The 19,468-nt window shown below is 56.3% G+C and carries 26 protein-coding genes; 7 read left to right on the top strand and 19 right to left on the bottom strand.

The genetic code is table 11. The features are described from left to right. Positions 1–3 precede the first annotated feature (3 nt). The 4 genes from ACHHRT_RS12645 to ACHHRT_RS12660 form a co-directional block, all read right to left on the bottom strand. The gene (locus ACHHRT_RS12645) at positions 4–846 is read right to left on the bottom strand and encodes a DUF4062 domain-containing protein (RefSeq protein WP_395500138.1); all 843 of its coding nucleotides are present in this window, start codon (positions 844–846) and stop codon (positions 4–6) included. Between the two features lie 270 nt (positions 847–1,116). Then, on the bottom strand, positions 1,117–1,539 hold the full coding sequence (locus ACHHRT_RS12650; protein WP_395500139.1) for a hypothetical protein: 423 nt from the start codon (positions 1,537–1,539) through the stop codon (positions 1,117–1,119). 316 nt (positions 1,540–1,855) lie between these two features. Then, the gene (locus tag ACHHRT_RS12655; RefSeq protein WP_395500140.1) at positions 1,856–2,167 is read right to left on the bottom strand and encodes a hypothetical protein; all 312 of its coding nucleotides are present in this window, start codon (positions 2,165–2,167) and stop codon (positions 1,856–1,858) included. A gap of 35 nt (positions 2,168–2,202) precedes the next feature. Next, positions 2,203–2,850, bottom strand: coding sequence for a nucleotide-binding protein (locus ACHHRT_RS12660; RefSeq protein WP_395500141.1), 648 nt, complete (start codon positions 2,848–2,850; stop codon positions 2,203–2,205). A 191-nt stretch (positions 2,851–3,041) separates the two neighbouring features. Between ACHHRT_RS12660 and ACHHRT_RS12665 the strand changes: the two genes are divergently transcribed. Then, complete coding sequence (locus tag ACHHRT_RS12665; protein ID WP_395500142.1) at positions 3,042–3,365, top strand: toxin-antitoxin system TumE family protein; 324 nt, start codon at positions 3,042–3,044, stop codon at positions 3,363–3,365. After that, positions 3,331–3,705, top strand: a complete 375-nt coding sequence (locus tag ACHHRT_RS13830) for an HVO_A0114 family putative DNA-binding protein (protein ID WP_462348133.1) — start codon at positions 3,331–3,333, stop codon at positions 3,703–3,705. The genes ACHHRT_RS12665 and ACHHRT_RS13830 overlap by 35 nt, the downstream gene beginning before the upstream one ends. A gap of 251 nt (positions 3,706–3,956) precedes the next feature. Here ACHHRT_RS13830 and ACHHRT_RS12675 read toward each other — a convergent pair whose 3' ends face one another. The 15 genes from ACHHRT_RS12675 to ACHHRT_RS12745 all read right to left on the bottom strand — a co-directional run bounded on the left by ACHHRT_RS12675 (position 3,957) and on the right by ACHHRT_RS12745 (position 13,920). Then, entirely contained in the window at positions 3,957–5,840 is a 1,884-nt protein-coding gene (locus tag ACHHRT_RS12675; RefSeq protein WP_395500144.1) for a cobaltochelatase CobT-related protein, read from the bottom strand. After that, on the bottom strand, positions 5,827–5,994 hold the full coding sequence (locus ACHHRT_RS12680) for a hypothetical protein (RefSeq protein ID WP_395500145.1): 168 nt from the start codon (positions 5,992–5,994) through the stop codon (positions 5,827–5,829). Before ACHHRT_RS12680 ends, ACHHRT_RS12675 begins: the two co-directional genes overlap by 14 nt. Before the next feature lie 11 nt (positions 5,995–6,005). Further along, entirely contained in the window at positions 6,006–6,359 is a 354-nt protein-coding gene (locus ACHHRT_RS12685) for a hypothetical protein (protein ID WP_395500146.1), read from the bottom strand. A gap of 94 nt (positions 6,360–6,453) precedes the next feature. Next, the gene (gene radC, locus ACHHRT_RS12690) at positions 6,454–6,930 is read right to left on the bottom strand and encodes a RadC family protein (protein WP_395500147.1); all 477 of its coding nucleotides are present in this window, start codon (positions 6,928–6,930) and stop codon (positions 6,454–6,456) included. Positions 6,931–7,083: 153 nt separating this feature from the next. After that, positions 7,084–7,527, bottom strand: coding sequence for a hypothetical protein (locus ACHHRT_RS12695; RefSeq protein ID WP_395500148.1), 444 nt, complete (start codon positions 7,525–7,527; stop codon positions 7,084–7,086). 109 nt (positions 7,528–7,636) lie between these two features. Next, the gene (locus ACHHRT_RS12700; RefSeq protein ID WP_395500149.1) at positions 7,637–8,215 is read right to left on the bottom strand and encodes a DUF6927 domain-containing protein; all 579 of its coding nucleotides are present in this window, start codon (positions 8,213–8,215) and stop codon (positions 7,637–7,639) included. Between the two features lie 102 nt (positions 8,216–8,317). Then, on the bottom strand, positions 8,318–8,593 hold the full coding sequence (locus ACHHRT_RS12705; RefSeq protein ID WP_395500150.1) for a DUF3846 domain-containing protein: 276 nt from the start codon (positions 8,591–8,593) through the stop codon (positions 8,318–8,320). Between the two features lie 256 nt (positions 8,594–8,849). After that, on the bottom strand, positions 8,850–9,275 hold the full coding sequence (locus ACHHRT_RS12710; RefSeq protein WP_395500151.1) for a hypothetical protein: 426 nt from the start codon (positions 9,273–9,275) through the stop codon (positions 8,850–8,852). A 151-nt stretch (positions 9,276–9,426) separates the two neighbouring features. Next, entirely contained in the window at positions 9,427–9,681 is a 255-nt protein-coding gene (locus ACHHRT_RS12715; RefSeq protein WP_395500152.1) for a hypothetical protein, read from the bottom strand. Between the two features lie 59 nt (positions 9,682–9,740). Beyond that, positions 9,741–10,340 carry a hypothetical protein gene (locus tag ACHHRT_RS12720; protein ID WP_395500153.1) on the bottom strand — a complete coding sequence of 200 codons (600 nt, stop codon included), beginning with the start codon at positions 10,338–10,340 and terminating at the stop codon, positions 9,741–9,743. Further along, positions 10,337–10,609: a hypothetical protein gene (locus ACHHRT_RS12725; protein WP_395500154.1), complete on the bottom strand. Its 273-nt coding sequence runs from the start codon at positions 10,607–10,609 to the stop codon at positions 10,337–10,339. Before ACHHRT_RS12725 ends, ACHHRT_RS12720 begins: the two co-directional genes overlap by 4 nt. A gap of 153 nt (positions 10,610–10,762) precedes the next feature. Continuing rightward, entirely contained in the window at positions 10,763–11,425 is a 663-nt protein-coding gene (locus ACHHRT_RS12730) for a single-stranded DNA-binding protein (RefSeq protein WP_395500155.1), read from the bottom strand. Between the two features lie 373 nt (positions 11,426–11,798). Continuing rightward, positions 11,799–12,041, bottom strand: a complete 243-nt coding sequence (locus ACHHRT_RS12735; protein ID WP_395500156.1) for a CCDC90 family protein — start codon at positions 12,039–12,041, stop codon at positions 11,799–11,801. Positions 12,042–12,100: 59 nt separating this feature from the next. After that, positions 12,101–13,054 carry a PD-(D/E)XK nuclease family protein gene (locus ACHHRT_RS12740; protein ID WP_395500157.1) on the bottom strand — a complete coding sequence of 318 codons (954 nt, stop codon included), beginning with the start codon at positions 13,052–13,054 and terminating at the stop codon, positions 12,101–12,103. Between the two features lie 89 nt (positions 13,055–13,143). Continuing rightward, entirely contained in the window at positions 13,144–13,920 is a 777-nt protein-coding gene (locus tag ACHHRT_RS12745) for a hypothetical protein (protein WP_395500158.1), read from the bottom strand. 565 nt (positions 13,921–14,485) lie between these two features. Here ACHHRT_RS12745 and ACHHRT_RS12750 point away from each other — a divergent pair. Genes ACHHRT_RS12750 through ACHHRT_RS12770 form a run of 5 tightly spaced genes read left to right on the top strand, consistent with a single transcriptional unit; the run spans position 14,486 to position 19,305 of the window. Then, positions 14,486–15,250 carry a hypothetical protein gene (locus tag ACHHRT_RS12750; RefSeq protein WP_395500159.1) on the top strand — a complete coding sequence of 255 codons (765 nt, stop codon included), beginning with the start codon at positions 14,486–14,488 and terminating at the stop codon, positions 15,248–15,250. Then, on the top strand, positions 15,243–16,613 hold the full coding sequence (locus ACHHRT_RS12755; RefSeq protein ID WP_395500160.1) for a type IV secretory system conjugative DNA transfer family protein: 1,371 nt from the start codon (positions 15,243–15,245) through the stop codon (positions 16,611–16,613). The genes ACHHRT_RS12750 and ACHHRT_RS12755 overlap by 8 nt, the downstream gene beginning before the upstream one ends. Continuing rightward, a complete protein-coding gene (locus ACHHRT_RS12760) occupies positions 16,606–18,147 on the top strand; it encodes an HD domain-containing protein (RefSeq protein ID WP_395500161.1) in 1,542 nt (513 codons plus the stop codon). The genes ACHHRT_RS12755 and ACHHRT_RS12760 overlap by 8 nt, the downstream gene beginning before the upstream one ends. A 3-nt stretch (positions 18,148–18,150) precedes the next feature. Beyond that, the gene (locus tag ACHHRT_RS12765; RefSeq protein ID WP_395500162.1) at positions 18,151–18,873 is read left to right on the top strand and encodes a hypothetical protein; all 723 of its coding nucleotides are present in this window, start codon (positions 18,151–18,153) and stop codon (positions 18,871–18,873) included. Between the two features lie 21 nt (positions 18,874–18,894). Continuing rightward, positions 18,895–19,305: a recombinase gene (locus ACHHRT_RS12770; protein WP_395500163.1), complete on the top strand. Its 411-nt coding sequence runs from the start codon at positions 18,895–18,897 to the stop codon at positions 19,303–19,305. The last annotated feature ends 163 nt before the right edge of the window (positions 19,306–19,468 follow it).

Below are 19,468 nucleotides of genomic sequence, written 5' to 3' on the forward strand. Positions count from 1 at the left end.
CCCTCACGCCATCCCGCCACCCAACTGATCGGAGAGTTGATAGGCCTCGTTGGTCAGGCCGAACACCTCGCCCTTGTGGCCCCGCGCTTCCATGAGCCCGAAGTTCATGAGTTCTTCGATTGCGCTCTTCCAGCGAGCCTCACTACGTGGATCACCCTTCTCGGCAAGCTGCTTGCCGTTCGTTTGTACGATTAGTCCGCCCATCATCCGGACGCACATGACGACGCCATTCCGGTCCTGTGCCGCTTCCAAAAGCAACTGCTTCGCCGTGTCGCTGAGCCGAGGACCTGACGGCGCGGCAAAGAGAGCGGGATCGGCTTGTGACGTTCCGACGCTTCCATACTCACGAATGATCGTCTGCGCGAGTTGTCGCCAGAATTTCTCTCGAAACTCTTCCAAGGAGTCGTATGTCTCGACCAAGCCTCGCTTCTGGCAAGCCGCGCGGAAGTCACGCAACGCCTTGTACTGAGCATCATCGACGCTGTCAGGGTGGACCGGTGCATTGGAGAAGTAGAGCATTGCCGGCTTCCCGGCCCGCAAGTGCTCCTCGATTTCCTCAACGGTCCCGCTTGCCACCTTTCCCGTCGGGCTGCCGAGGCGCGTCCAGAACACGGCGACGAGTAGATCACAGTTTTGCAGCACTTGCTTGTTGATCACTGCTTGGGCGCGATCACCCATTTCAGGAGCCGAATGCGTGTCCCAGCCAACCGGAGCGAGGATCACCGCACGGTCCGCAGAATGGACGGCATTCCAGCCGTGAATTGCGGTGCGAATGACGTTGCGTTCGGTAGCAACGTCACCGGGCGAGGCGATCATGATGTTGATGACGGTAGCGTTGTACGGCATATAAACACTCCCTTCGCCAAGTGAGGCTCAACGAATCTGTAGAAAAACCCGTTTTCAAAAAATTACCGATCGACCGGCGGCCGTTTTTTTTTACGACCGGACCGGCGCTCAACGGCCTGATATCTCCTACCTTCTCATGCGTCAGTCAACGGTTTATGTCGGTCCTGCAGCTTTCTCTTACCACAAAATACCGCCGTGGAGAATATCTCCGGCACTCATCCGATCCGGTTACGCGCACCGCCGCCAGCCTGATCCAGTTTCACTCGAAGATCATTGATCTGCCCACTGCTTCAACATGTCGACAATTGGCTTTAGGACGGCGACGTGTTTGGCGGCAGATTCCACGAAACGATTATACGAGTTGCGAAATGAACCTATGTCTTTGCTTTCATTCATCAGGTCAATCTGGCGATGCAGCTCCGCAACAACTTCCGAATTCGCGACCTGCCTGCTCACAGTTTGTTTAACGTCATTAAGTACCTTCGTAGGGGGCAAGTAAACAATCTCTGATTCGCTCGTACATCCCGCAACTTCTGTGCCCCTTGTTCTTCCAGCTATACCCCCCACATCAGCACTACCCACCTCCCCGCGTACAATGATCTTGCAGCTCGAATGGCAGTTTACTATTTTGCCACCAAACGACGACCCAACAATTCCACCAATTGCGGCCCGTTTTCCCTTATTATCATTCATCTTGAAAGCTCCTTTCGAGGGCTAATCCTGCCTTGATGAGGGCGCTGGCCAACAGGTTGCACTGATAAGAAGTGTTCTTCTCTATCCTGTCAAAAAAAAGGCATCGCCAACAACCACGTGCAACTCCCTCGTCACAAATCAATATGTTTGTCAATAACGGCTGCCGACCGGCATGTAAACAAAAAAACCACCCCCTATAGCGGGCTGCTTTCGGATGATGCTTGCGTTTTTCGCCAGTGATTTGCCCGCTGGCACCGACGGCTTTGGGCTATTGTAGGCTGATCGGCGGCGAGCATGACAACAGCTTATCGTGTCATCAGTTCTTCCCAGTCAACCTCTCAATCTCCGCCTCAATCTCAGGCCCAATACGCTCAATAATAAACGAGGTCATATTATAGGGCGTATGATCCGCAATATACCGGAGCTTCAGGTACAGCGGCTCCGTCATCTTGAGATTGATGGCCTTCATCACATCATCCCGGACCCGGGGATGCTCCCAGGGATATTGCTCTTGCTCACCGGCGCCCCCGGCCGGCAACTCGCCGGCAGCGGCCGCAAAGGCATCCAGATCGGCAGGCGCCTTCTTTGTCCCAGGAGCACTACGCAGCGGCGTGGTTCTTTTCGTCATACTGTTCTCCCCGAAATTGGTGACTTTGCACCCATTTAACGAAAAATCTCTCCAAGCAGCGCGGTCATTTCCTGCACCGCCTTAAGATCATCCCCCCACTCAATGACGGACATCCCCCCACGGGCAGCCTTTCGGAATGCGATCCGGTCATGGACCATGGACTCCGCCAGGGCAAGATGCTCAAATTGCTCTTGGGCCAGGAAATCCAGGGCCTCCTGCCCCTCTCTGATGGCCGGGTTGGGCGAAATCCGGTTCAGGATGACAAACGCCTCCAGGTCGGCATTATACCCCTGTGCCATCTCGACCAGGCTGTCCATCTGGCGGATGGTCCAGATGTCGAACTGAAAAGGTTGCACAGGGATAAAAGCCCGGTCGGCCACCCCCAGGGCATAACGCAGCTCCATGGAATCCCGCCCGCCGGCATCGATCACGATGTCGTCATAGCGGCCGGCCAGATCGCGGACCTGGCCGGCCAGGCCCTTGCCGAACTTCTGCAGGCAGGCCACCCGGGGCTCGATGCCGTCCTCCTCCCGCACGGTGGCCCAGGCCGAAGCCGATCCCTGCCGGTCGGTGTCCAGCAGCAGCACATCGCGGCCTTTTTGCGCCAGCATGGCGGCGATGTTGGTTGCCAGGGTGGTTTTACCAGTCCCCCCTTTTTCTCCTCCAAACAGTACGATGCTCATATATACCTCCGACACGCAAACATATTGACCATGCTCACCATGCAACATGGTCAATATGGTATATACCATACGGTCAATATAGACCATATTGCCCATACGGTCATTATGTCAAGCACAAAATAAAAGGCCGTCACCACCCCAGCTAGACACGAAAAACTTGCCCGCACAACGCAGGGGTGATAGAATAAATCATGTCTGAGAAAAAGGTAATCGATCGAACCTTCGCCATTTCCAGGAAACGTGGCAATGGCATTCTCCGCTATGAAATTTGGGAAACAGAAGGAGTTGTAACCCGATACAACCTGGCCTACATCAACCACCTGATCTACAGCGGCGATAACGGCCGAGTGGTTGGCTATGACAACAAACACGGTCACCACCGGCACTATAAGGGGACGGTCGAACCGATAAAAGCAACAAATTTTGCCGAGCTTGAAAAACGTTTCGAGCAGGACTGGACAACCGTATTGGAGGAATACAATGCGCAACGTAACCGTAAAGACCGGTACCGTTGAGGATTTCCTGGCCCGGAGCCGCGAAATAGCCCGCCGTATAGACCAGGGAAAGGAACTTAAACCTGAATATACCCTTACCTTCGAAGATCCGGCGGATATGTTTTCCGTGATGAGCCCCGGTCGCCTGGCTCTTTTCCGGGCAGCCAAAAAAGAGCCCTTGTCTATCACTGCTTTAGCCCAGCGTCTCAAACGTGATCGCAGTTCGGTCAAGAAAGATGTTGATCAGTTGGTGGCCGCCGGCCTGCTGGATGTAAAAGAGGCCCCCCTGCCCGGACACGGACGGCAAAAGTTTGTCCGGGCTGTAGCCGACAGCATCAAATTACAGGCGGTGGTGGCATAGTTTTTTTTCACCAACGGCAATTTCGGACGCAATTCTAAGACCGTTCTGTCAGACCTGCTCGAACTCGCCTGAGATTGAGGCCGGTTTCACCACCATCTCCGGAAACAAAAAAAGGCCGCCTCGATCCCGAAGGACCAAAGCGGCCTTTTCACCCTGTTTCCCACCAGTAGCCCTGGTGGCAACCTTCTACCAAGGGTCCGCTGCTCCTTGGCACAAGGTCGCCACCAGGGGCGACGAAGGGGTTAATAGATTCAGCGCCGACCCGGCTGCACAAGCGCCTGCTTGAGCAGCCCGATCATTGCCTGCGGCAGTTCCAGGACATCCTTGATGTTGACGCCATTACCCGGTGGCAGCCAGTCTGTCGCCGTCACAATCTCGATCCCAATGCCATATACCTCGACACCGGACCTCTGCACCTTCTTGACGATTTCCCGAACTGCCTCTGGGTGGCTAACCTCGCCGTCGGTTATCACCAGCAGCACTTTCCGCGGCTCCGGACGGTGACACAACTGCATCCCGCCCCAAAGCAGGGCCGGCCTTATCGGCGTCGCGCCACAGGAGGGAAAAGCAAACCTTTCCATCTTGGGCTTCTCACCGAAGTCCTTGATGACATGCACACCTCGCATGTCATGCTCGTTTGTCCATGCTGCCGGAAAATGCCCGACTATGGTTTCGATGCCATTGATGGCTTCCAGTGCCTGGGTAATCACATAGGTGGCGGAGGCGGCGATCTTGTCCCTGTCTCCCTGCATCGACCCACTGGAGTCAACCAGTACCGCGACCGCAGTGTTGTTGTCCACCCTTGGGATTTTAGAGCGGAAAACACGGGTATCCGTGGTCTTCGCCCCGATCAGGTAGCAATCACTGCTAGACACCCGCTGACCGCTTGAAACCCTGCGACCGTGTTGCAGGCGGACAGATTGCAGAAGCCCGTCCAGACCGGCGCGGAGCTGCGCGGTCTGCCGCCTGGTTTCATGCAGCAAAGCTAGATTTAGCCTGCCAAGATCAACCGCACGCTGATATTCATCCTCCAGCCGCCGGTCCATGCCGGACCAGTCCATTTCGCCGTAGAAGGTGTTGGCGATCACCGGATCGTTATTGTCCGAGTAAATGCTTGCGGCAGGAATTGCTGGCGCCGAGCTGTCCTCGACCGCCTGTTGCAGGCGATTCCGTAACATTTGCCCTATATCGAAACGGTCCCCAAGGTCATCATGGCCGTCAGGATCATCCGAGCTTTCGCCCTGATCACCCTGGTTGCCACTCTGAACACCCTGGTCGTCGTTTCCATCGCCCTGCCCTTCCTGCTCACCTTCACCCTGGGGATCTTCCTGGTCGCCCTCTTCACCGGGGCCATCATCATCGCCGGCGTCATCATCGTTACTGTTCTGATCATTCTGGCCGTTATCGCCATCATCCTTGCCATCCTGACCGCCCTGGCTTTCGCCCTGGCTGTCCTGACCGGACTCGTCGGATTGGCCATCCTGTTCCTGTTTCTGGTCATCGTCTTCACCGGCCTGGGGTTGCGGTGGCGGCGGAGGAGAGTTCTGCCGCAGCAGCTCCTCGATCTCCTCAACCAGCTTCTGGCAATCCCCCGTCGAACGGCAACCGGGCAGCTTTTGCAAGATGCCCATGAAGGCCGTGCAAAAGGACGTGCCGAAAAGCTCCAACGCCAACGCTTCCATCCGGCCGGCGTAATCAGCCAAATCCTGCTTGAGAATCTGACTGCGACCCCAGCACAGTGCCCAGCTTTGCAGAACGGATACCGGCTGCTCTCTTTCGCCGAGAAAAGCTGTATCATCATCCTGTTTGATACGGGCAACCAGCTTGCTCAGGTTTATGCCCGCTCCTGGATATTCCCGAGTCATCGCGTTTTCAATGCGAACATCCTCAAGAATGTTCAGCCAGGTCGGATAAGAAATCGGATCTGAAAAACGGATATGCGCCGCCTCGTGGTCGATATACCCGCGAGCCATAATCGCCACTCCTTCGTCATCGACATGATCCAGCACAGGCAGGTTAATTCGCTTAAAGTCAGTGAAAGGCGTATTCCCCGAGAAGGTAAGACCAATACCAAACTTCCCGGCCAGGGCCTGCATGGCAATCCGCAGGCCCCCGATCAGGTTATTTTTTTTCATGGCGCATCCTCCCGACAAGCCTGTCCACAAGCTCTTGAGCCTTGGCTTCGTTGTCAAATTCATCCAGATTGACCTCGGCTACGTTTTCAAAAACATCATTCTCAAGGTCAATCTTCTCTATGGTGAGCCAAACTTTGTAACTGGTAGTTTCCATTTCACACCTCGTCAAAAATAGACGCTCCCCCCTTGCGGGAGCGTTGTTATACACTCCCGGCAAAGGGCGGGGGGCAGAACGGCTAAAACCAGTCTGCCGGCGCTTCGACGGCAACCCTCGATGTCACCACGGCTGTCGGTGGCACATAAAGGTCGTCCGCCTTGGACTTTGGTGGTTTTGCTTTTCTCGATGCCGGCAGCGCCCAGGAGCCACATCAGTACGTCCTGCATGGTTTCCCGTCGGAACACATAATGTTCTTCAACGACAGGAACCATCGGATGGCTGTCCTGGCGAACCTCCAGCTTGATCTTGCCGGGGAGGCCGAACACTTCCTGGATAGTTTTCGTAACAGTCTTGGTTTTCATCGTTTTCTCCTCATGGCTGTAAAAGTGATGGCCAGAGGAGAAAACGGTCCCCGCCAGGGGAGATGTTCTCTCCCCTGGTATAAGGGTGGTTGGGTTATGCCAAATGCCCGGCCTCGGCCATTGACGCGATCTGCTCACCGATGATCAGGTGATCCAGGACCTTCACGTCGATTACGGCAAGGATTTTCCGTAGCGTTTTGGTCAAATATATATCATCTGCGCTCGGCGTGTTGTCGCCCGAAGGGTGATTGTGGCAGAAGATGACTCCAGCCGCATTGAGCCGCAGAGCTTCCTTAACCACCTCCCGAGGGTGAACTGATGCTTTCGCCACCGACCCCTTGAACATTTCCACCCACTCAAGGACTCGGTGTTTCGCATCCACGAACAGGCAGCAAAACACCTCGCTCTGGTGGTGGCCAAGCAAATGACGAACCGCTTCCCTGGCTTCGTCGGTCGAAGTGATCTTTACGCCACGCTCAAAGCGGCGACGGCTTACCCGCCTGGCCTCTTCAAGAATTATGTGCTCGGTGGCGGGCAAATACTGGCCGCCGGGCTCTTTCACATACAGCATGGTCTTGCCTCCTTGTCGAAAATGAACAGGGGGCAAAACCGCCCCGTCGGGGCAGAAATGCCCCCGGTGGGGTTTGGTTCAAGTTAAGCCGTGGTGGAGATAAACGCTGTTTATCCCTCCTTGTGCCCAGGCTCAATGTCGTGGTTTCCGTATTCAAGCATCATTTCGCTGTCCCCTGCCGGCCTTCACCTTCATCCATGCATTCAGGCGCAGGAAGGCCAAGAAAACGTGGATACGGGCCGCCCACATGGTTTTTTTTATGGTTAACCTTGTGCGAGATGCCAAACGTACCCAATGGGGCTCTCCTTTTGGAAGAACAGCCGGAATCAGTTTGTAGCAAACCAGCCGGCGCTTAGCCCCTGTGTGGTCGGGGAGAGTTATAATGCCACGCTCATCGATTGTGGCGTTATAGAACGACCACTTCTCAAAAATATAAGTCGCACTCCCCCCATATTCGGGAACGTCATGGAACATAACTTCTCCATATCTGCCGCGTTGGTAGAATCCCAGCAACGGACCACCCAAAATTTCCCAACAGTCGGCAGCAGTAACTGCCTCGTAGAGCCTTTGGTGAGAGAAAGATTGAGAATTTGCCATGATCTTGCCTCCAAATTCTTTTAAGGATAATGAACAAGGGGCAAGACCACCCCGTCGGGGCAGAAATGCCCCCGGTGGGGTTTAGCTCAAGCGAAAATGTACGGAGTGGTTACGAGGACATTGCCGGCCCAAGCATACTGTGGACCAGCGTGCTTCTCGAAACCCGGCAAATGGCGTGGGTATCCAGGCAGCCCAACCTGAGCGGCCTTGTATTGAGAACCTTGAATTTGCTACGTTCGCGGCCATCGGCAAAGCGGATCGGCTTGGTTTTCACCACCATCCCTCTCTGGAGCCGAACCTTTTTCCTTTCGGAAAGCCTGGTCCAGCATCGTTGCCGCCACGCCAACGCCTGCTCATTGGTCGTCGGGGTAAGCATTTTCAAGATCCTTTCGGGACACTCCGACTCGTAAGGCCCCACCGTTTCGTCCATATCTTTGTAGCCGGTATCATGGTAATCATTTCGTTGATAGCTGAGCAAAAAGACGAAGGCGACGACCCGGCGGGTAGCCTGATCGAGATCACCCTTTTCGTTGCGCCGGAAAATCTCCACCGCCATATAAGCCGTGCGCATCTTGACGATGGCAATATCCAGCACCGTCCATTTGCCGTGGCTGTTTTCGCAATTAATCCTGCCGGTCAGAAATTCTTTTATGGGGGTTTCGCCCCTGTGTGTAAAGGTCCAGCCCATGATCGTGTCTCCCTTGTGGTTGAAGTTGGACCGGGGAGACAGAACGCCCCCATCAGGGAGTGTTTTGCGCTCCCCGGTGGGTTTGATGGGTTAAAATCTATCTCAGTCAACCTCCCCTGCATCGGTCACCAAGGCGTTGCCGGCGATATAGTCGCCAGGAATGCCGCCGGCTTCCTGCAGAAGAGTTGTTGCAATGCGGTTTGGCTCGTGTGGCTTGAACTTGCCCTCGTCGTCGATCCACATGACGCGGCCGGCCATCAAGAAAATTGCCTGCACGCACGAGCAATCGAGCAAATCGTACATCTCCCGAAGGGTGAAGGTATCACCGGCCGGGGCGACTGCTCGATATTCTCCGTTCGCTAAAATCAAAGTTGCCATATCTTTGTCTCCTGGTCTTATCTTGTCTTTGCGATAGCCACTTGTCGAATTCCTGGTGGTCCTGTTCCGACAAAAGACTCCGCCTCTCGTCAAACCCCGTCAGGGTTTTCCATTCTCCCCATCTTTGGCCGATCCAGATGATGAATTCAGCCATACAGCCTCCCAGCAGCTTTTCACGGTCGTAGCGCAACTGGTCTTCCGGTGTACGCCCGTTTTCCTGGCTGTAGCAGACATATCTCGGGTTCCATCCCATAACTCACCTCCCGGCCGCGAAAAACACCCAGCGGCCCATGCGCTCGATTGCTTCCTCGCGGCTGATCTTGCGAATCAAACCGCCGTGGTTGCCCAATCTGCCGGCAAAGAACCTGGCTTTGCTGTCCTGACCCACCGCCGCCAGCCACAGAGCCGCGAAATGCAGCTTCCGGCTGTCGGTCAGCAGAGAACGGCAGAACAGGTCGGTGCCGGAGGGGCGTAGCACCCAAATGAACTCACCTTTCTGGGCACTGAACAGCATCTCCCGGTCCCGGACATCGAGATCGGTGCGATAGCTGGTCAGATAGTCATCGGCTTGATCACGCATAAGGGTGTAAACGCCCTCGGCCGGATCAACGCCGACAATGGCCCAAGAAGAGACGGGGTTCTGAGTGGACAGGGAAGTTTGAGGATTGGAATTCGTCACCATGGTCTTGCCTCCTTGTTCTTGTAGGAAAGAGAAAAGGGGGCAAAAACCACCCCGTCGGGGCAGAAAATGCCCCCAGGGGGAAATAAAAAACCCACTACAGACTTATGCCTGTCAATGGGCCAAGTTTGGAGCCGGCGAAAAACCAGCTAGTCTAAAATTTTATCAATGCGCCCAAAACGCCTACCGCCACCGTCAGCATAGCCCCGAATTTGATCGTCAGCCGATTTTCGAGGTGCTTCATCTGGTGGGAGATCTCTTTGCCAAGGTCGCCAATATCCGTCTTGGTGGCAATGGTGTTGATCACCAGTTCCTTCTGAATCTGGGCAAATTCCTCTGCCACCGACTCAGAAAGCCCCTTGCCAACCAGGCGTTTGATCATCTGATGTGTGTCAATCACCATGCTCATACTCATGCACTCCTCCGTTTCCATGATAATGCCGCAGCTTCCGCAAAGCAAGCGAACGCTCATCCTCGATAATCCAGCTCTTTTTTGTCGCGTACTGAATCAACCAGCAGTTCAGACAGAGGAACCGCCTGGGTTTTCCAGCAGGTATCCCTGTGCTTCCCAAACACAATGCCGGACCAGTACACGCTCCGGGCAGTGATGTTAAGCGTCACGCGATCAGTCTTGAAGTCGATTTTCTCCAACTCTGAGCCATCTTCGGGATCAAAGTAGAACCCGGGTGGCCCCATGAGCTTGGTCACCGACTCCAGGCCGTAAGCCGCGACAAAGGAAGAGTGGCGCCGGACCTCCTCGAAAAAATCATCCTTCAGATCGAAGATGCAGAGATTGAAGTCGAGGTTATAGTCGTCGGTCATCGACACGGGCACGGTCAACCGAAACCTGGTTTTCTCGTCGTCGTCTTCGTCGAACATTTCGATATGCCCGTTGAAAACGGCCACACAACCGAAGTCTTCCGGCTGGTATGAGTATCCGTTTGCCACACTGGCTACGTTTCTGGCTTCTTCAACAGCACCCCTGATGCTCTCGGCTACGACCCAGGCAAAATGGGTTTCGTCGCTGTGAGGGTCGGGATAGGACAAAAGCACGCTGTATTTTTTCATGGCTGTTCTCTCCTGATACGAAAAACCCCTTCGCCACAGCACTCCAGGCTGGAACCATCCAGGCGAAGCAGTAAATCACCTGCATCGCTGAAGACGGAGCAGATCATTTCGTAACCCTGTCCGATGTGGACACAGGGGACATGACTGGTGTCGCCAGGACGGGTGTTGATCTCGGCCACAATATCCATGAAGTCGTCAACAGCGCCTTCAATGGGACCGATCACCAAATTGACCTGGCCAGCAATTGCACGCCGGTCTGCCAGCTCCATATCGTGTGTTATGGGAACAGTGGGGTTTTCGTTTGTATAATTGGACCAATGTTTGACTCGCATAGCGCCTCCAGAAAAAAAGCCCGAGTATATGCCGGGGCAACAAAGTTGCCGGGCAAGATATTCGGGCTTTTCGGTTATGTCCGTAGCGGATCAGGACTGGTCGGAACCCTCGTCGGCTTTCTTGCCGGTGAGGTTTTCCAGAGCATCGACAACGATCTCGGTGGAGTACCGGTCATTGCCCTCCTTGTCCTGCCACTTGCGGGTCTGGAGCCGGCCTTCAAGGTAAACCATCGAGCCTTTGGCCAGGTAATCGCCGCAAAACTCGGCGGTTTTGTCGAAAACGACGACCTTGTGCCATTCGGTGCGCTCCTGGGTCACTCCTTCGCGGTCCTTGTAGGTTTCAGTGGTCGCCAGATTGAAATTGGCGATAGCGGTCTGGCTCCGGGTGTAGCGAACCTCGGGATCGGCGCCAAGATTACCCGTCAGGATAACCCGGTTGACCGATCCGCCGCTTTTGGGCAGGAACTTCATGCTGGTGGCCACGACTTCGGTGGTGTACCGGTCGTTGCCCTCCTGGTCCTGCCACTTGCGGGTCTGGATTCTTCCCCACACCTGCAACTTGGAACCCTTTTCCAGATGTTCCCCGGCAACCTCGGCAAGACGGCTGAACAGCACGACGTTATGCCATTCGGTCCTGTCTTCGCCACCGATTCGGCGGGAAGTTGCCAGCCGAATGTTGGTGATGGTCGAGCTGTCGGTGTTGCGGGTTTCGATGGAGCCGATGTTTCCGATCAGAATAGCTGCGTTTTCCATGGTCATTCTCCTTAAAGTTTCGTTTGAACATCAAGGGATGACCCACCACTCCCCACCGCGGGGAAGGTTGATCATCCCCCGTTTAGTGGGCTTGGTTGGACAGTGCTTTTTAAATGCCGATCACGCCCCGGGCGATCTCGCGGATCACATCCTGGGCCTGATAGATGGCGGTAATGATAATTCCGGTGGCTACGAACATTGCCTTGAACATGGGTCTTGCCTCCTAAGGTTGTTTCAGCCGAAGGCAAGACGAACCCCCGCACGGGGCAAAGTCTCTTGCCTCCGACCGAGGATTATTCAGTTCAAGGGGATGCGATGGATTCCCTTCGAGGGAATAACATCACTCCCCCGTTGGGCTTATGGCAGGGTGGTATTATTTCAGGGACGCTACCAAGATGGAAGCCACTGCCAGCATGACGCCGACAACGGCAAAAGATGTCCCGACATACCACCGGATAAGAGAGACTTTCAAGATCTGGAGATCAGCTTTGGTGGCAAAGGTGTTTTCGGCTATTTTGGTTTGCCAGTCGGCGATAGCCTCGGCCTGTTGCTTGGAAAACCCGCTGTTCTCGAAATCCCTGATCATCTCGTGGGTTTTCAAAACCATTGACATCATCAATGTCCTCCTTCCGCCATGATAATTCCGCCGTTGACGTTATTCAATATTTTTCAATTTCAGGCCGCCTTCTTGATCTCCAGGAAGGAGTATGGCCGGCTCTCCTGAAATTCCTCAACAGAGCGGCCATAAGGTCTCAAGAATTCGGCCAGTCGATCCATGACAAAGACTTTCTGGCTGCGCTGTGCTTCCCGCAGGTAACGGTTGCTTGTCTTGATTGGCCCTCGTTGAGATACGATGGCCAGCAGACCGCCCTTACAGAAATCAATCTGTTGGGCAAGCGCCTTGTATTGGGCTTGTAATGCCACAAGTTCATCCACCGTGCCGGCCAGTTCTTCCGCTTCGTCGGCATCGAACCGGGGACAGGTGGAGAGGTGCGGGCAGTAGCCACACAAGGGGGTTACCTCGGTTGCGAGCTCAACCTCTTCGCCATTCACTGCACGTTGGTAGTCAAGCCAAATCCCTTCAGCCCGATCCCGCAAACCATTGAAAATGCCGTTCTCCGGGGTGTAGCCGTTGAACAGTTCCACCTCGTCGCCCAGGGGGATCGAGAGGATGGCACCTTTGATGACATAGTCGGGATACTTGCGGGCCAGCAGTCCCATCTGGAGATAAAGTTGAGTTTCCCAGGAACTGTGTGGTGTTTGAGGGGTTTTTTCCGGAGACTTTACCTCCAGAATCGACTTGGTTTTAGCTGACTGGCTGGTGAACACGAAGTCGATGTGACACATGGTGTTGCCGTCACGAATCTCCACCTGGCGCTCAAAGTTGGCAAACCCGGCAGCGGTCAAGGCATCGGCAACAATATCCTCAGCCATATGACCACGCCGAAAACGCAACAGAGTCACCAGGTCATGCTCGACCGGGTTGATCTTCGACAGAATCACTTTCCGTGGGCATGATCCAACTTCGGACACTCCCAGGTATTGCGATCTGTCGCCAAGAGTTTCTGCGGTGTGCTGCTGGGCCAACTTTTGCAGGCCATTGAGCAGACAATCTTTCAGTTTTGACATCGGTATCCTCCGGAGAAAAAATTCGGGGAGGATACACGGTTCCCCGGCGAGGGAATGGTATCACTCCCCCTTTGGGTTGCAGGTCAAAATCAGGCTTCTACCGCTTTGGACCAAACCTTGTCGGTTCCATCCCAGCGAAAACCTGCCGACTTGAGCAAATTCCGCTTGTCATAGACCTTGCCGGTGGCGATCACCAGACCATCACGCTGCTCATAAGTCACTCCGGCAATCTGCGGCAACCCAACGGAATCGGTCTGATTCTGAGGGGTTTCAGCAGTGTTTGCGGGCGCGGCAGACGAAGCGGCGGGCGCGGGCGTGGTGGCAGCCGGAGTGGCGGAATCGACACTCTTGGCAGGCTTTTTGGCTTGGGCGGACTTGCTTGAGGCTTGAGCAGGCTTGGGAGCAGTGGCGGCCGGCCGAGTGCTTCGCCCATTGTAAACCGCGCCCAGCAGACCTTTGTAAGCGTCGCTGCCCACGGATACCAGGGAAAAACACTTCAACACGGCGTTGGTGATGGCTCCTTTCTGGGCATCGCCGACATTGCCTTTGACAATCTGGCTTTGACCTTTCTGGGAACCCTTGCACAGCCATTCGCCGTTGACCTTGAGGTGCAGCCTGACTTCCGCCACGGCCTGGTTGTCGAAGATCTCTTCTTTGACCAGCTCGTGACGCCAGTTTTCGGCTCCGACGACCTGGTTGACGGCATCGAAAACCCATTGGGGACGATAGCCGTACTTGATCTGGCCGACGGTTTTTCCTTCCTTGTTGGTCATCTTGATCTCCTGAACCGCCTCTTTACCTAAGCCGCGCAAGATTTCGTTGATCTCCCTTACCTGACTGTTGAGATTACTGGTTTGCTGTTCCATCGTTGTTTCCTCCTTCTGCAATGTGGTTGCGTTTGGGAGTGAAACAACGGCCCCTTGCGGGAGCGATTGGTCACTCCCGGTTATGGGGTTGGTTAAATCTATGTCGATGCGCAGGGGTCAGCCGAAAAAGCACGTGGGAATACGATTCCTCGGGCTTCCAGGCAAAATCCGGACGCAGTTATGGCGTGGGAACTACGATTTTAGAAATCGGCGCTGACGGCGATCACAGAGATGCCGCGGCCTTGAGGTGGATCATGTCCTGGTTGCAACCGGGGGAAGTTCGCCTCTGCGATTAAACTTTGCCGGAAGAAGCCGCATGACCAATAACGAGAATCCAGGAGCCGGGAAAGGGCTCAGCTATGTCCTTCTGCAAAGAGAAGGTTACCTCGAAAAGTGAGGTGGAATAAGAATACCGTCAATTTAGGTGCCCATTCTCCAAAAATCAAGATTTTTTCTTTCGATTGCCAAGCAAAAAAACACTTCCACCCCCCAACTACTTTCTCCGGCGCCGGATAAAAGAGGTTGAGAGACAATATCCACTCAACCGTCAACCCGGGGGGCCGGAATGCCGCAAGAGACCCTGCAAGAGACCATTCGCCAACTCGCAATCAAATACAACCTGACCAAAGCCGAGGTGACAGCCGTCATCGAGCGCCTGTTTGCCAGGGCGCTCTGCCGCTGGTACGGCCATGACGTAGTGGTCATCCTGGATGAAGAAGGCTTGTCGGTCAACGCCTACAAAAGAGTCAACGGAATCATCAACCAGCAGCCCATCGAGCCGCTGCTGCTGAGGCGCTTTCTGGCCGGCAAGGCGCCCCGGTTACTGCACCGGGCCCTGGAAAAATACCAGACGGTAAAGGAGGCGGCAGCCTACAAACGCCATGAGCATCAGTTCCGCTGGGGTGAGGTGATCGGCTATGAGCCGGACGGGGGCCTGCGGGTGGAGGTCGAGGTGCTGCCCGGCGAAAAAATCATCGCCATCTGCCCCGGCAACCGACTCGGGGTCCACGAACGCCACCTGATCAAGCCGGGTCAGCGCCGGGCCTGGCACCTGCGCCGGGTCGAGCCGGTGCTGCTTCACGGCACCCCCCGGCTCAAAGTCACAGTGGACCGGGTTTCCAAGACTCTCACCGCCGGCCTGCTCCGGGAGAAAGCGCCGGGGATAGAGGGCGTCCGCTGCGTGAAACGATATGTCGGCCGCAAGAGCTTTGTCGAAGCCCCGGCCAGGCTGCCCAAGGCTGCAATCCTGGCGGTCAAACAGGAGCTGAACGAACATATCCAAGTCACCATTACCCCCAGCCGGCCCGCCCATGCTCGCGGCAATGTTTAACCGAAAACCCAAGGAGCCCTGGACCCATATCGGTCAGGGCGTACTCCTGGACCGTCCGGATCTGATCGTCCCCCTGGGCTACCCCGACAGCTACCGCAAGGGACACTTCTGGTGTTTCGGTACGACCCGGGTGGGCAAGACCAGGACTATGGAGAACATCATTGAGCAGGACATCGAGAAGGGCTATTCCGTGGTGGCCATCGACCCCAAGGGTGACATCGACTTTTTCTCGAAGGTGGTCCAGGTGGCAGCCCAGCACCAGCGGCTTGACGACCTGATGCTGATCACCCCGATCTTTCCGCAGTACAGCGCCATCCTGGACCCGCTTTCCTCGTATTATTTGCCCGAGGAGCTGGTGGCTCACGTCACCGCCGGGGTGGCGGTCGGCCGGGAGCCGTACTTTTTCGGCGTGGCCTATGAGGTCTCCCTGGTCGTGGTCCAGGCCCTGATCCTGCTGGCCGAAACCGCCGGGGTGCGGCCGAGCTTCAACCTCAACGATGTCAAAAACCACATCAGCCGGGCGGCCCTGGAAGAGCTCAAGGAAAAGCTCGACTACATCAGCCATCCCGACGCCGAGCAGTTGTCCCGGGACATGCAGAAAATCCTGGATACCCCGGCCGACTACTACTCCAAGGTCGCCAGTTCCCTGCGGGTGGCCCTGACCGAGCTTTCGTCGGGCAATGTCGGCCGGATCATCGGCAAGGCCGACGAGAACCGCTTCATCAAGCGGCTTGAAACCGGCCAGGGGGTGATCCTGGTGGTGCAGCTCGGCTCGCTGTTAACGAAACGGGCGGCTTATACCGCCGGCAAGGTCATTATCTCCATGCTGCAAGCCTTCGTCGGCCGGCGCTACGCCAGCGGCGGCGGCCTCAACCCGCCTCTTGCGCTGCACATCGACGAAGCGCAGTCGGTACTCTACCAGGGCATCGAGGATCTTTTCGCCAAGGCCGGCGGCGCCGGCTGCTACATCCACGGCTACTGCCAGTCGATCAGCCAGCTCTATGCCGAGATCGGCGAAGACCGGGCCAACACCATCCTCGACAACTGCAACACCAAAATTTTCATGCGGGTGCCGGACACCAAGACCGCCCACTACGTTTCCGAACACCTGGGCGAGCAGAAGAAATTCTCACCGATCATCTCCATTGGCGGCGGCCTGTCGATCCGGGAAACCGAAGACCTGCGGGTGACCCATACCGAGGTGCTGAATCTGGCCCCCCGCGAGCTGTTTCTGACCACCTACTCCGGCACCTACAAGGGAATCACCGCCGAAGTGTCGGACTGCAAGCTGCGGGTGATCTTTCCCGAGGTGCAGGAGGGCCGGCTGGTGGAAGAGCAGGAAACAGAGGTGCCCCATGCCTGAACTCTTCGCTGCCCTGAACACCCTTCTGTTCGGGGTCGTGATCGCCCTGCTGTCGGTGGCCCTGACCGTCCTGCTGGCGGGACGTAACCGTCGCCACCGGGGACCGATGCAGATCAAGCTCAAGGAGCTGGCCGTGATCTGGGCCAAGGATGGCAGAGGGCAGGTTCACATTTCCGAACTGGCTCCGCTCTGGCGTGATGAGGAAACGCTGGCCGCGGCTCCCGATTACAATGCGCTTACTTTCGGAGATCCCCGCATCCGGGAATTTGCCGAGCAGCAGGTCAAGCAGGCCACCTGGTTCCGCAGGGCCCCGGAGCAGGCCGGGGTGGTCCTCCAGATCCTGTCGCTCCTCGACCGGGAAGGCGGCTGCCCGTCGGTGGTGAACATCAGCGGCGATGTCGAAGCCACCTGGGACTCCAGTACGTTCGGCACCCTGGCCCGGATCACTCTTCGCGATCACACCCTCAATGTGGCCGAAGAAGCCATCAAGGCCCTGAAACAAGCCGATGCCGCCCATATAATCCCGGACGCCCTGATCGCGGCCCTGGGCCACGACCTGGGCAAGCTCGAATCCTCGCGGGAATACCTTTACAGCCTGGGAGAACACCCCCTGGCCGCCGGCAAGGCCCTGGCGGCGATTCCCGAATTCCGGAATCTGCCCAAAAAAGAAGAGATCCTGCGGGCCATCAAGCGACACCACAAGTCGCCCGAGGGTCTGCTGGGCAAAACCCTCAAGGCCGCGGATCAGCACGCCCGGCAGATGGAGTTGGAGGAGGTGGTGGCCGCCAGGGAGGCCGCCCGGGAAGCTGGTGAGAAAACCGCACCGATTGAGACGGCGACCAGCCAAGCCGAGCCGCCTGCCAGTCCTGCAGAAATATTGCCGCCGGCGGCGCCGGCACCGGCTCCTCTGCCCCCGTCGAACCAGGACAGCAGCGCAGCAACCCCTTCACCACCCTCCTCTACGTCCAACCCCGACAACAGCGCGGCAGCCTGGAGGGCCGAAGCGGCGATTTACGGCGGCGATGAAGCCCCCGGCGGCAAAAAGTCTCCGGTGACCGGGCCAATCAAGATGGTGGACATTTCGTCCTGGTTCGACGTGGACGATTTTATCGCCGCCCTCAAGCCCTACATCAACAAGCTGCATGGCCGGCGCTGGATGGCCTTTTCCATGTCCGACGGCCACGTCTATATCCAGGCCAAGGCCCTCGAAGAGGTGGCCCGCAAGCAGGCCGAGCGAGCCGGTGCCATGGGGATCGCCACCATGGCCGCGGACGATGAAACCATGCGGCAGGTGCTTTTCACCATCGTCAGCCGGCTGCGGGTTGAACATCAGGACATCATCGCCCGGGGCCTGATCCGGGATCAGTATTTCGGGGGGTACTTCGAGATCGCTACCCGGACCGGCAAACGGTTCAAGGGCTTCTACACCCCGTTTCACGCCGAGGCCTTCGGCTCCATTGCGGAGATGGAGGCGGACAAGAAGGGATTGCTCAAAGATTTTCTGTCGGTCGAGCCGGCCGGCAAGGAGAGTTAAGCGATGGCCCGCGATGTCTCCAGCGGCCGGGGCAGTGACACCAACGCCCCCATCGTCACCACCGACCAGGCCAGCCGGCCAATCCGGCCGCAAAACCTGCTGGATGCCATCTCCGACATTCAGCAGTTCTACGTGATCGAGAGCAAGGGGCAGGATATTCCCGGCGAGTTTCTGACCATCGGCCGCACCGTCGATTTTTTCAAGATCGGCGCCAAAAGCGGCTTTGCCGAGGGCCTGATCCTGATCCTGCTGATGCCGTTTTTCGCCTTCTACCTCAACCCTTTCGTCCTCAAGGCCCCGGATCTATTCACCCGGTCCCTGTTCTCAACCCTGCCCTACATCATGGTGATCGTCAATACGCTCCTGTGCAGTTACATCGGCCGCTATTACATCGGCAAGATCACCCGCAAGGCGATCAACTCCCTGCTCACCGGCCGCACCATGTCCCTGCTGCTCAAGGCTTTTCTGATTTATGTTTTCTACCTGCTCCTGCACCGGGTCAGCACCCCACACCGAGTTTGGGCGGCAGCTAAACACTTCGGCTCCTTGTCTGAGAGCCTGTACTACGGCTATCTCAAAATCCTGCCCCAGATGGTCCCGGTGGCCACGGAAATAGCGGTCATCATGGCGATTGCTGCCATCATGCCCTATGGCATGGTTTATTTCCAGGACGCTTGGACCAGGTGGAAAGCAAAGAGAAACCTGCGGACCATTTCCGCCAAATAACCAAAATAAGGAGGTTTAATCATGACAGCAAAAATTACAGCTCCAGAAAAAGTCGCAGAAACGGAACAACAGAAGCAAGCTCCGGGCCGGCTGAGTTGGGAGGAAATCGTCGAGCGCAAGATGAAGATGGCTCAAGAGCGGAACACACTCCAGATGCGGGGCAACTCGCCTCTGGGCTTCACCATGCACCACATCCTGCGCCAGTTCGATCAGGCTTATGCCCGGTTCAAGGGGTCATTGGGTGAGATTGGCGGGATTTCTCATGAAGAGGGGGACAAGCTGATGACCGAGGGGCGGGAAATTCTGCTCAGGTTCAATGAGCTTACTGCCAGGCTGAGTAAGAAAGTCAATTTTCATTATAAGCCGCCGCGTGTGTTGGTGGAGTTGAAGGGGGGCAAGAGGGGTGGGAAGGCGCGGGTTGAGGAGGGGTGAGCAGCAATTGTCACGTTACGACGCGGTAGCTCATGGGAACCGCCCGGTGCGGATAAGCTTGCACGGTGGTGTGGGGAGGGGGATGGAGGGCCTTCCCCGATTATTTTTTTGTTTAATATTTACCGGAATATCTCCAAATCCAAATTGGGGAGTGTCAAAATAT

Source organism: Desulfurivibrio modestus (assembly GCF_044068625.1).
GTDB lineage: Bacteria > Desulfobacterota > Desulfobulbia > Desulfobulbales > Desulfurivibrionaceae > Desulfurivibrio.

Coding starts and splice junctions, on each gene's coding strand:
- ACHHRT_RS12710 (WP_395500151.1), bottom strand. CDS start 9,275: ATGGTGACGAATTCCAATCCTCAAACTTCCCTGTCCACTCAGAACCCC.
- ACHHRT_RS12735 (WP_395500156.1), bottom strand. CDS start 12,041: ATGATGTCAATGGTTTTGAAAACCCACGAGATGATCAGGGATTTCGAG.
- ACHHRT_RS12740 (WP_395500157.1), bottom strand. CDS start 13,054: ATGTCAAAACTGAAAGATTGTCTGCTCAATGGCCTGCAAAAGTTGGCC.
- ACHHRT_RS12730 (WP_395500155.1), bottom strand. CDS start 11,425: ATGGAAAACGCAGCTATTCTGATCGGAAACATCGGCTCCATCGAAACC.
- ACHHRT_RS12755 (WP_395500160.1), top strand. CDS start 15,243: ATGTTTAACCGAAAACCCAAGGAGCCCTGGACCCATATCGGTCAGGGC.
- ACHHRT_RS12665 (WP_395500142.1), top strand. CDS start 3,042: ATGTCTGAGAAAAAGGTAATCGATCGAACCTTCGCCATTTCCAGGAAA.
- ACHHRT_RS12705 (WP_395500150.1), bottom strand. CDS start 8,593: ATGGCAACTTTGATTTTAGCGAACGGAGAATATCGAGCAGTCGCCCCG.
- radC (WP_395500147.1), bottom strand. CDS start 6,930: ATGCTGTATGTGAAAGAGCCCGGCGGCCAGTATTTGCCCGCCACCGAG.
- ACHHRT_RS12680 (WP_395500145.1), bottom strand. CDS start 5,994: ATGGAAACTACCAGTTACAAAGTTTGGCTCACCATAGAGAAGATTGAC.
- ACHHRT_RS12675 (WP_395500144.1), bottom strand. CDS start 5,840: ATGAAAAAAAATAACCTGATCGGGGGCCTGCGGATTGCCATGCAGGCC.
- ACHHRT_RS12765 (WP_395500162.1), top strand. CDS start 18,151: ATGGCCCGCGATGTCTCCAGCGGCCGGGGCAGTGACACCAACGCCCCC.
- ACHHRT_RS12700 (WP_395500149.1), bottom strand. CDS start 8,215: ATGGGCTGGACCTTTACACACAGGGGCGAAACCCCCATAAAAGAATTT.
- ACHHRT_RS12655 (WP_395500140.1), bottom strand. CDS start 2,167: ATGACGAAAAGAACCACGCCGCTGCGTAGTGCTCCTGGGACAAAGAAG.
- ACHHRT_RS12720 (WP_395500153.1), bottom strand. CDS start 10,340: ATGAAAAAATACAGCGTGCTTTTGTCCTATCCCGACCCTCACAGCGAC.
- ACHHRT_RS12660 (WP_395500141.1), bottom strand. CDS start 2,850: ATGAGCATCGTACTGTTTGGAGGAGAAAAAGGGGGGACTGGTAAAACC.
- ACHHRT_RS12725 (WP_395500154.1), bottom strand. CDS start 10,609: ATGGAGCTGGCAGACCGGCGTGCAATTGCTGGCCAGGTCAATTTGGTG.
- ACHHRT_RS12715 (WP_395500152.1), bottom strand. CDS start 9,681: ATGAGCATGGTGATTGACACACATCAGATGATCAAACGCCTGGTTGGC.
- ACHHRT_RS12750 (WP_395500159.1), top strand. CDS start 14,486: ATGCCGCAAGAGACCCTGCAAGAGACCATTCGCCAACTCGCAATCAAA.
- ACHHRT_RS12770 (WP_395500163.1), top strand. CDS start 18,895: ATGACAGCAAAAATTACAGCTCCAGAAAAAGTCGCAGAAACGGAACAA.
- ACHHRT_RS12650 (WP_395500139.1), bottom strand. CDS start 1,539: ATGAATGATAATAAGGGAAAACGGGCCGCAATTGGTGGAATTGTTGGG.
- ACHHRT_RS12745 (WP_395500158.1), bottom strand. CDS start 13,920: ATGGAACAGCAAACCAGTAATCTCAACAGTCAGGTAAGGGAGATCAAC.
- ACHHRT_RS12645 (WP_395500138.1), bottom strand. CDS start 846: ATGCCGTACAACGCTACCGTCATCAACATCATGATCGCCTCGCCCGGT.
- ACHHRT_RS12760 (WP_395500161.1), top strand. CDS start 16,606: ATGCCTGAACTCTTCGCTGCCCTGAACACCCTTCTGTTCGGGGTCGTG.
- ACHHRT_RS12685 (WP_395500146.1), bottom strand. CDS start 6,359: ATGAAAACCAAGACTGTTACGAAAACTATCCAGGAAGTGTTCGGCCTC.
- ACHHRT_RS12695 (WP_395500148.1), bottom strand. CDS start 7,527: ATGGCAAATTCTCAATCTTTCTCTCACCAAAGGCTCTACGAGGCAGTT.
- ACHHRT_RS13830 (WP_462348133.1), top strand. CDS start 3,331: ATGCGCAACGTAACCGTAAAGACCGGTACCGTTGAGGATTTCCTGGCC.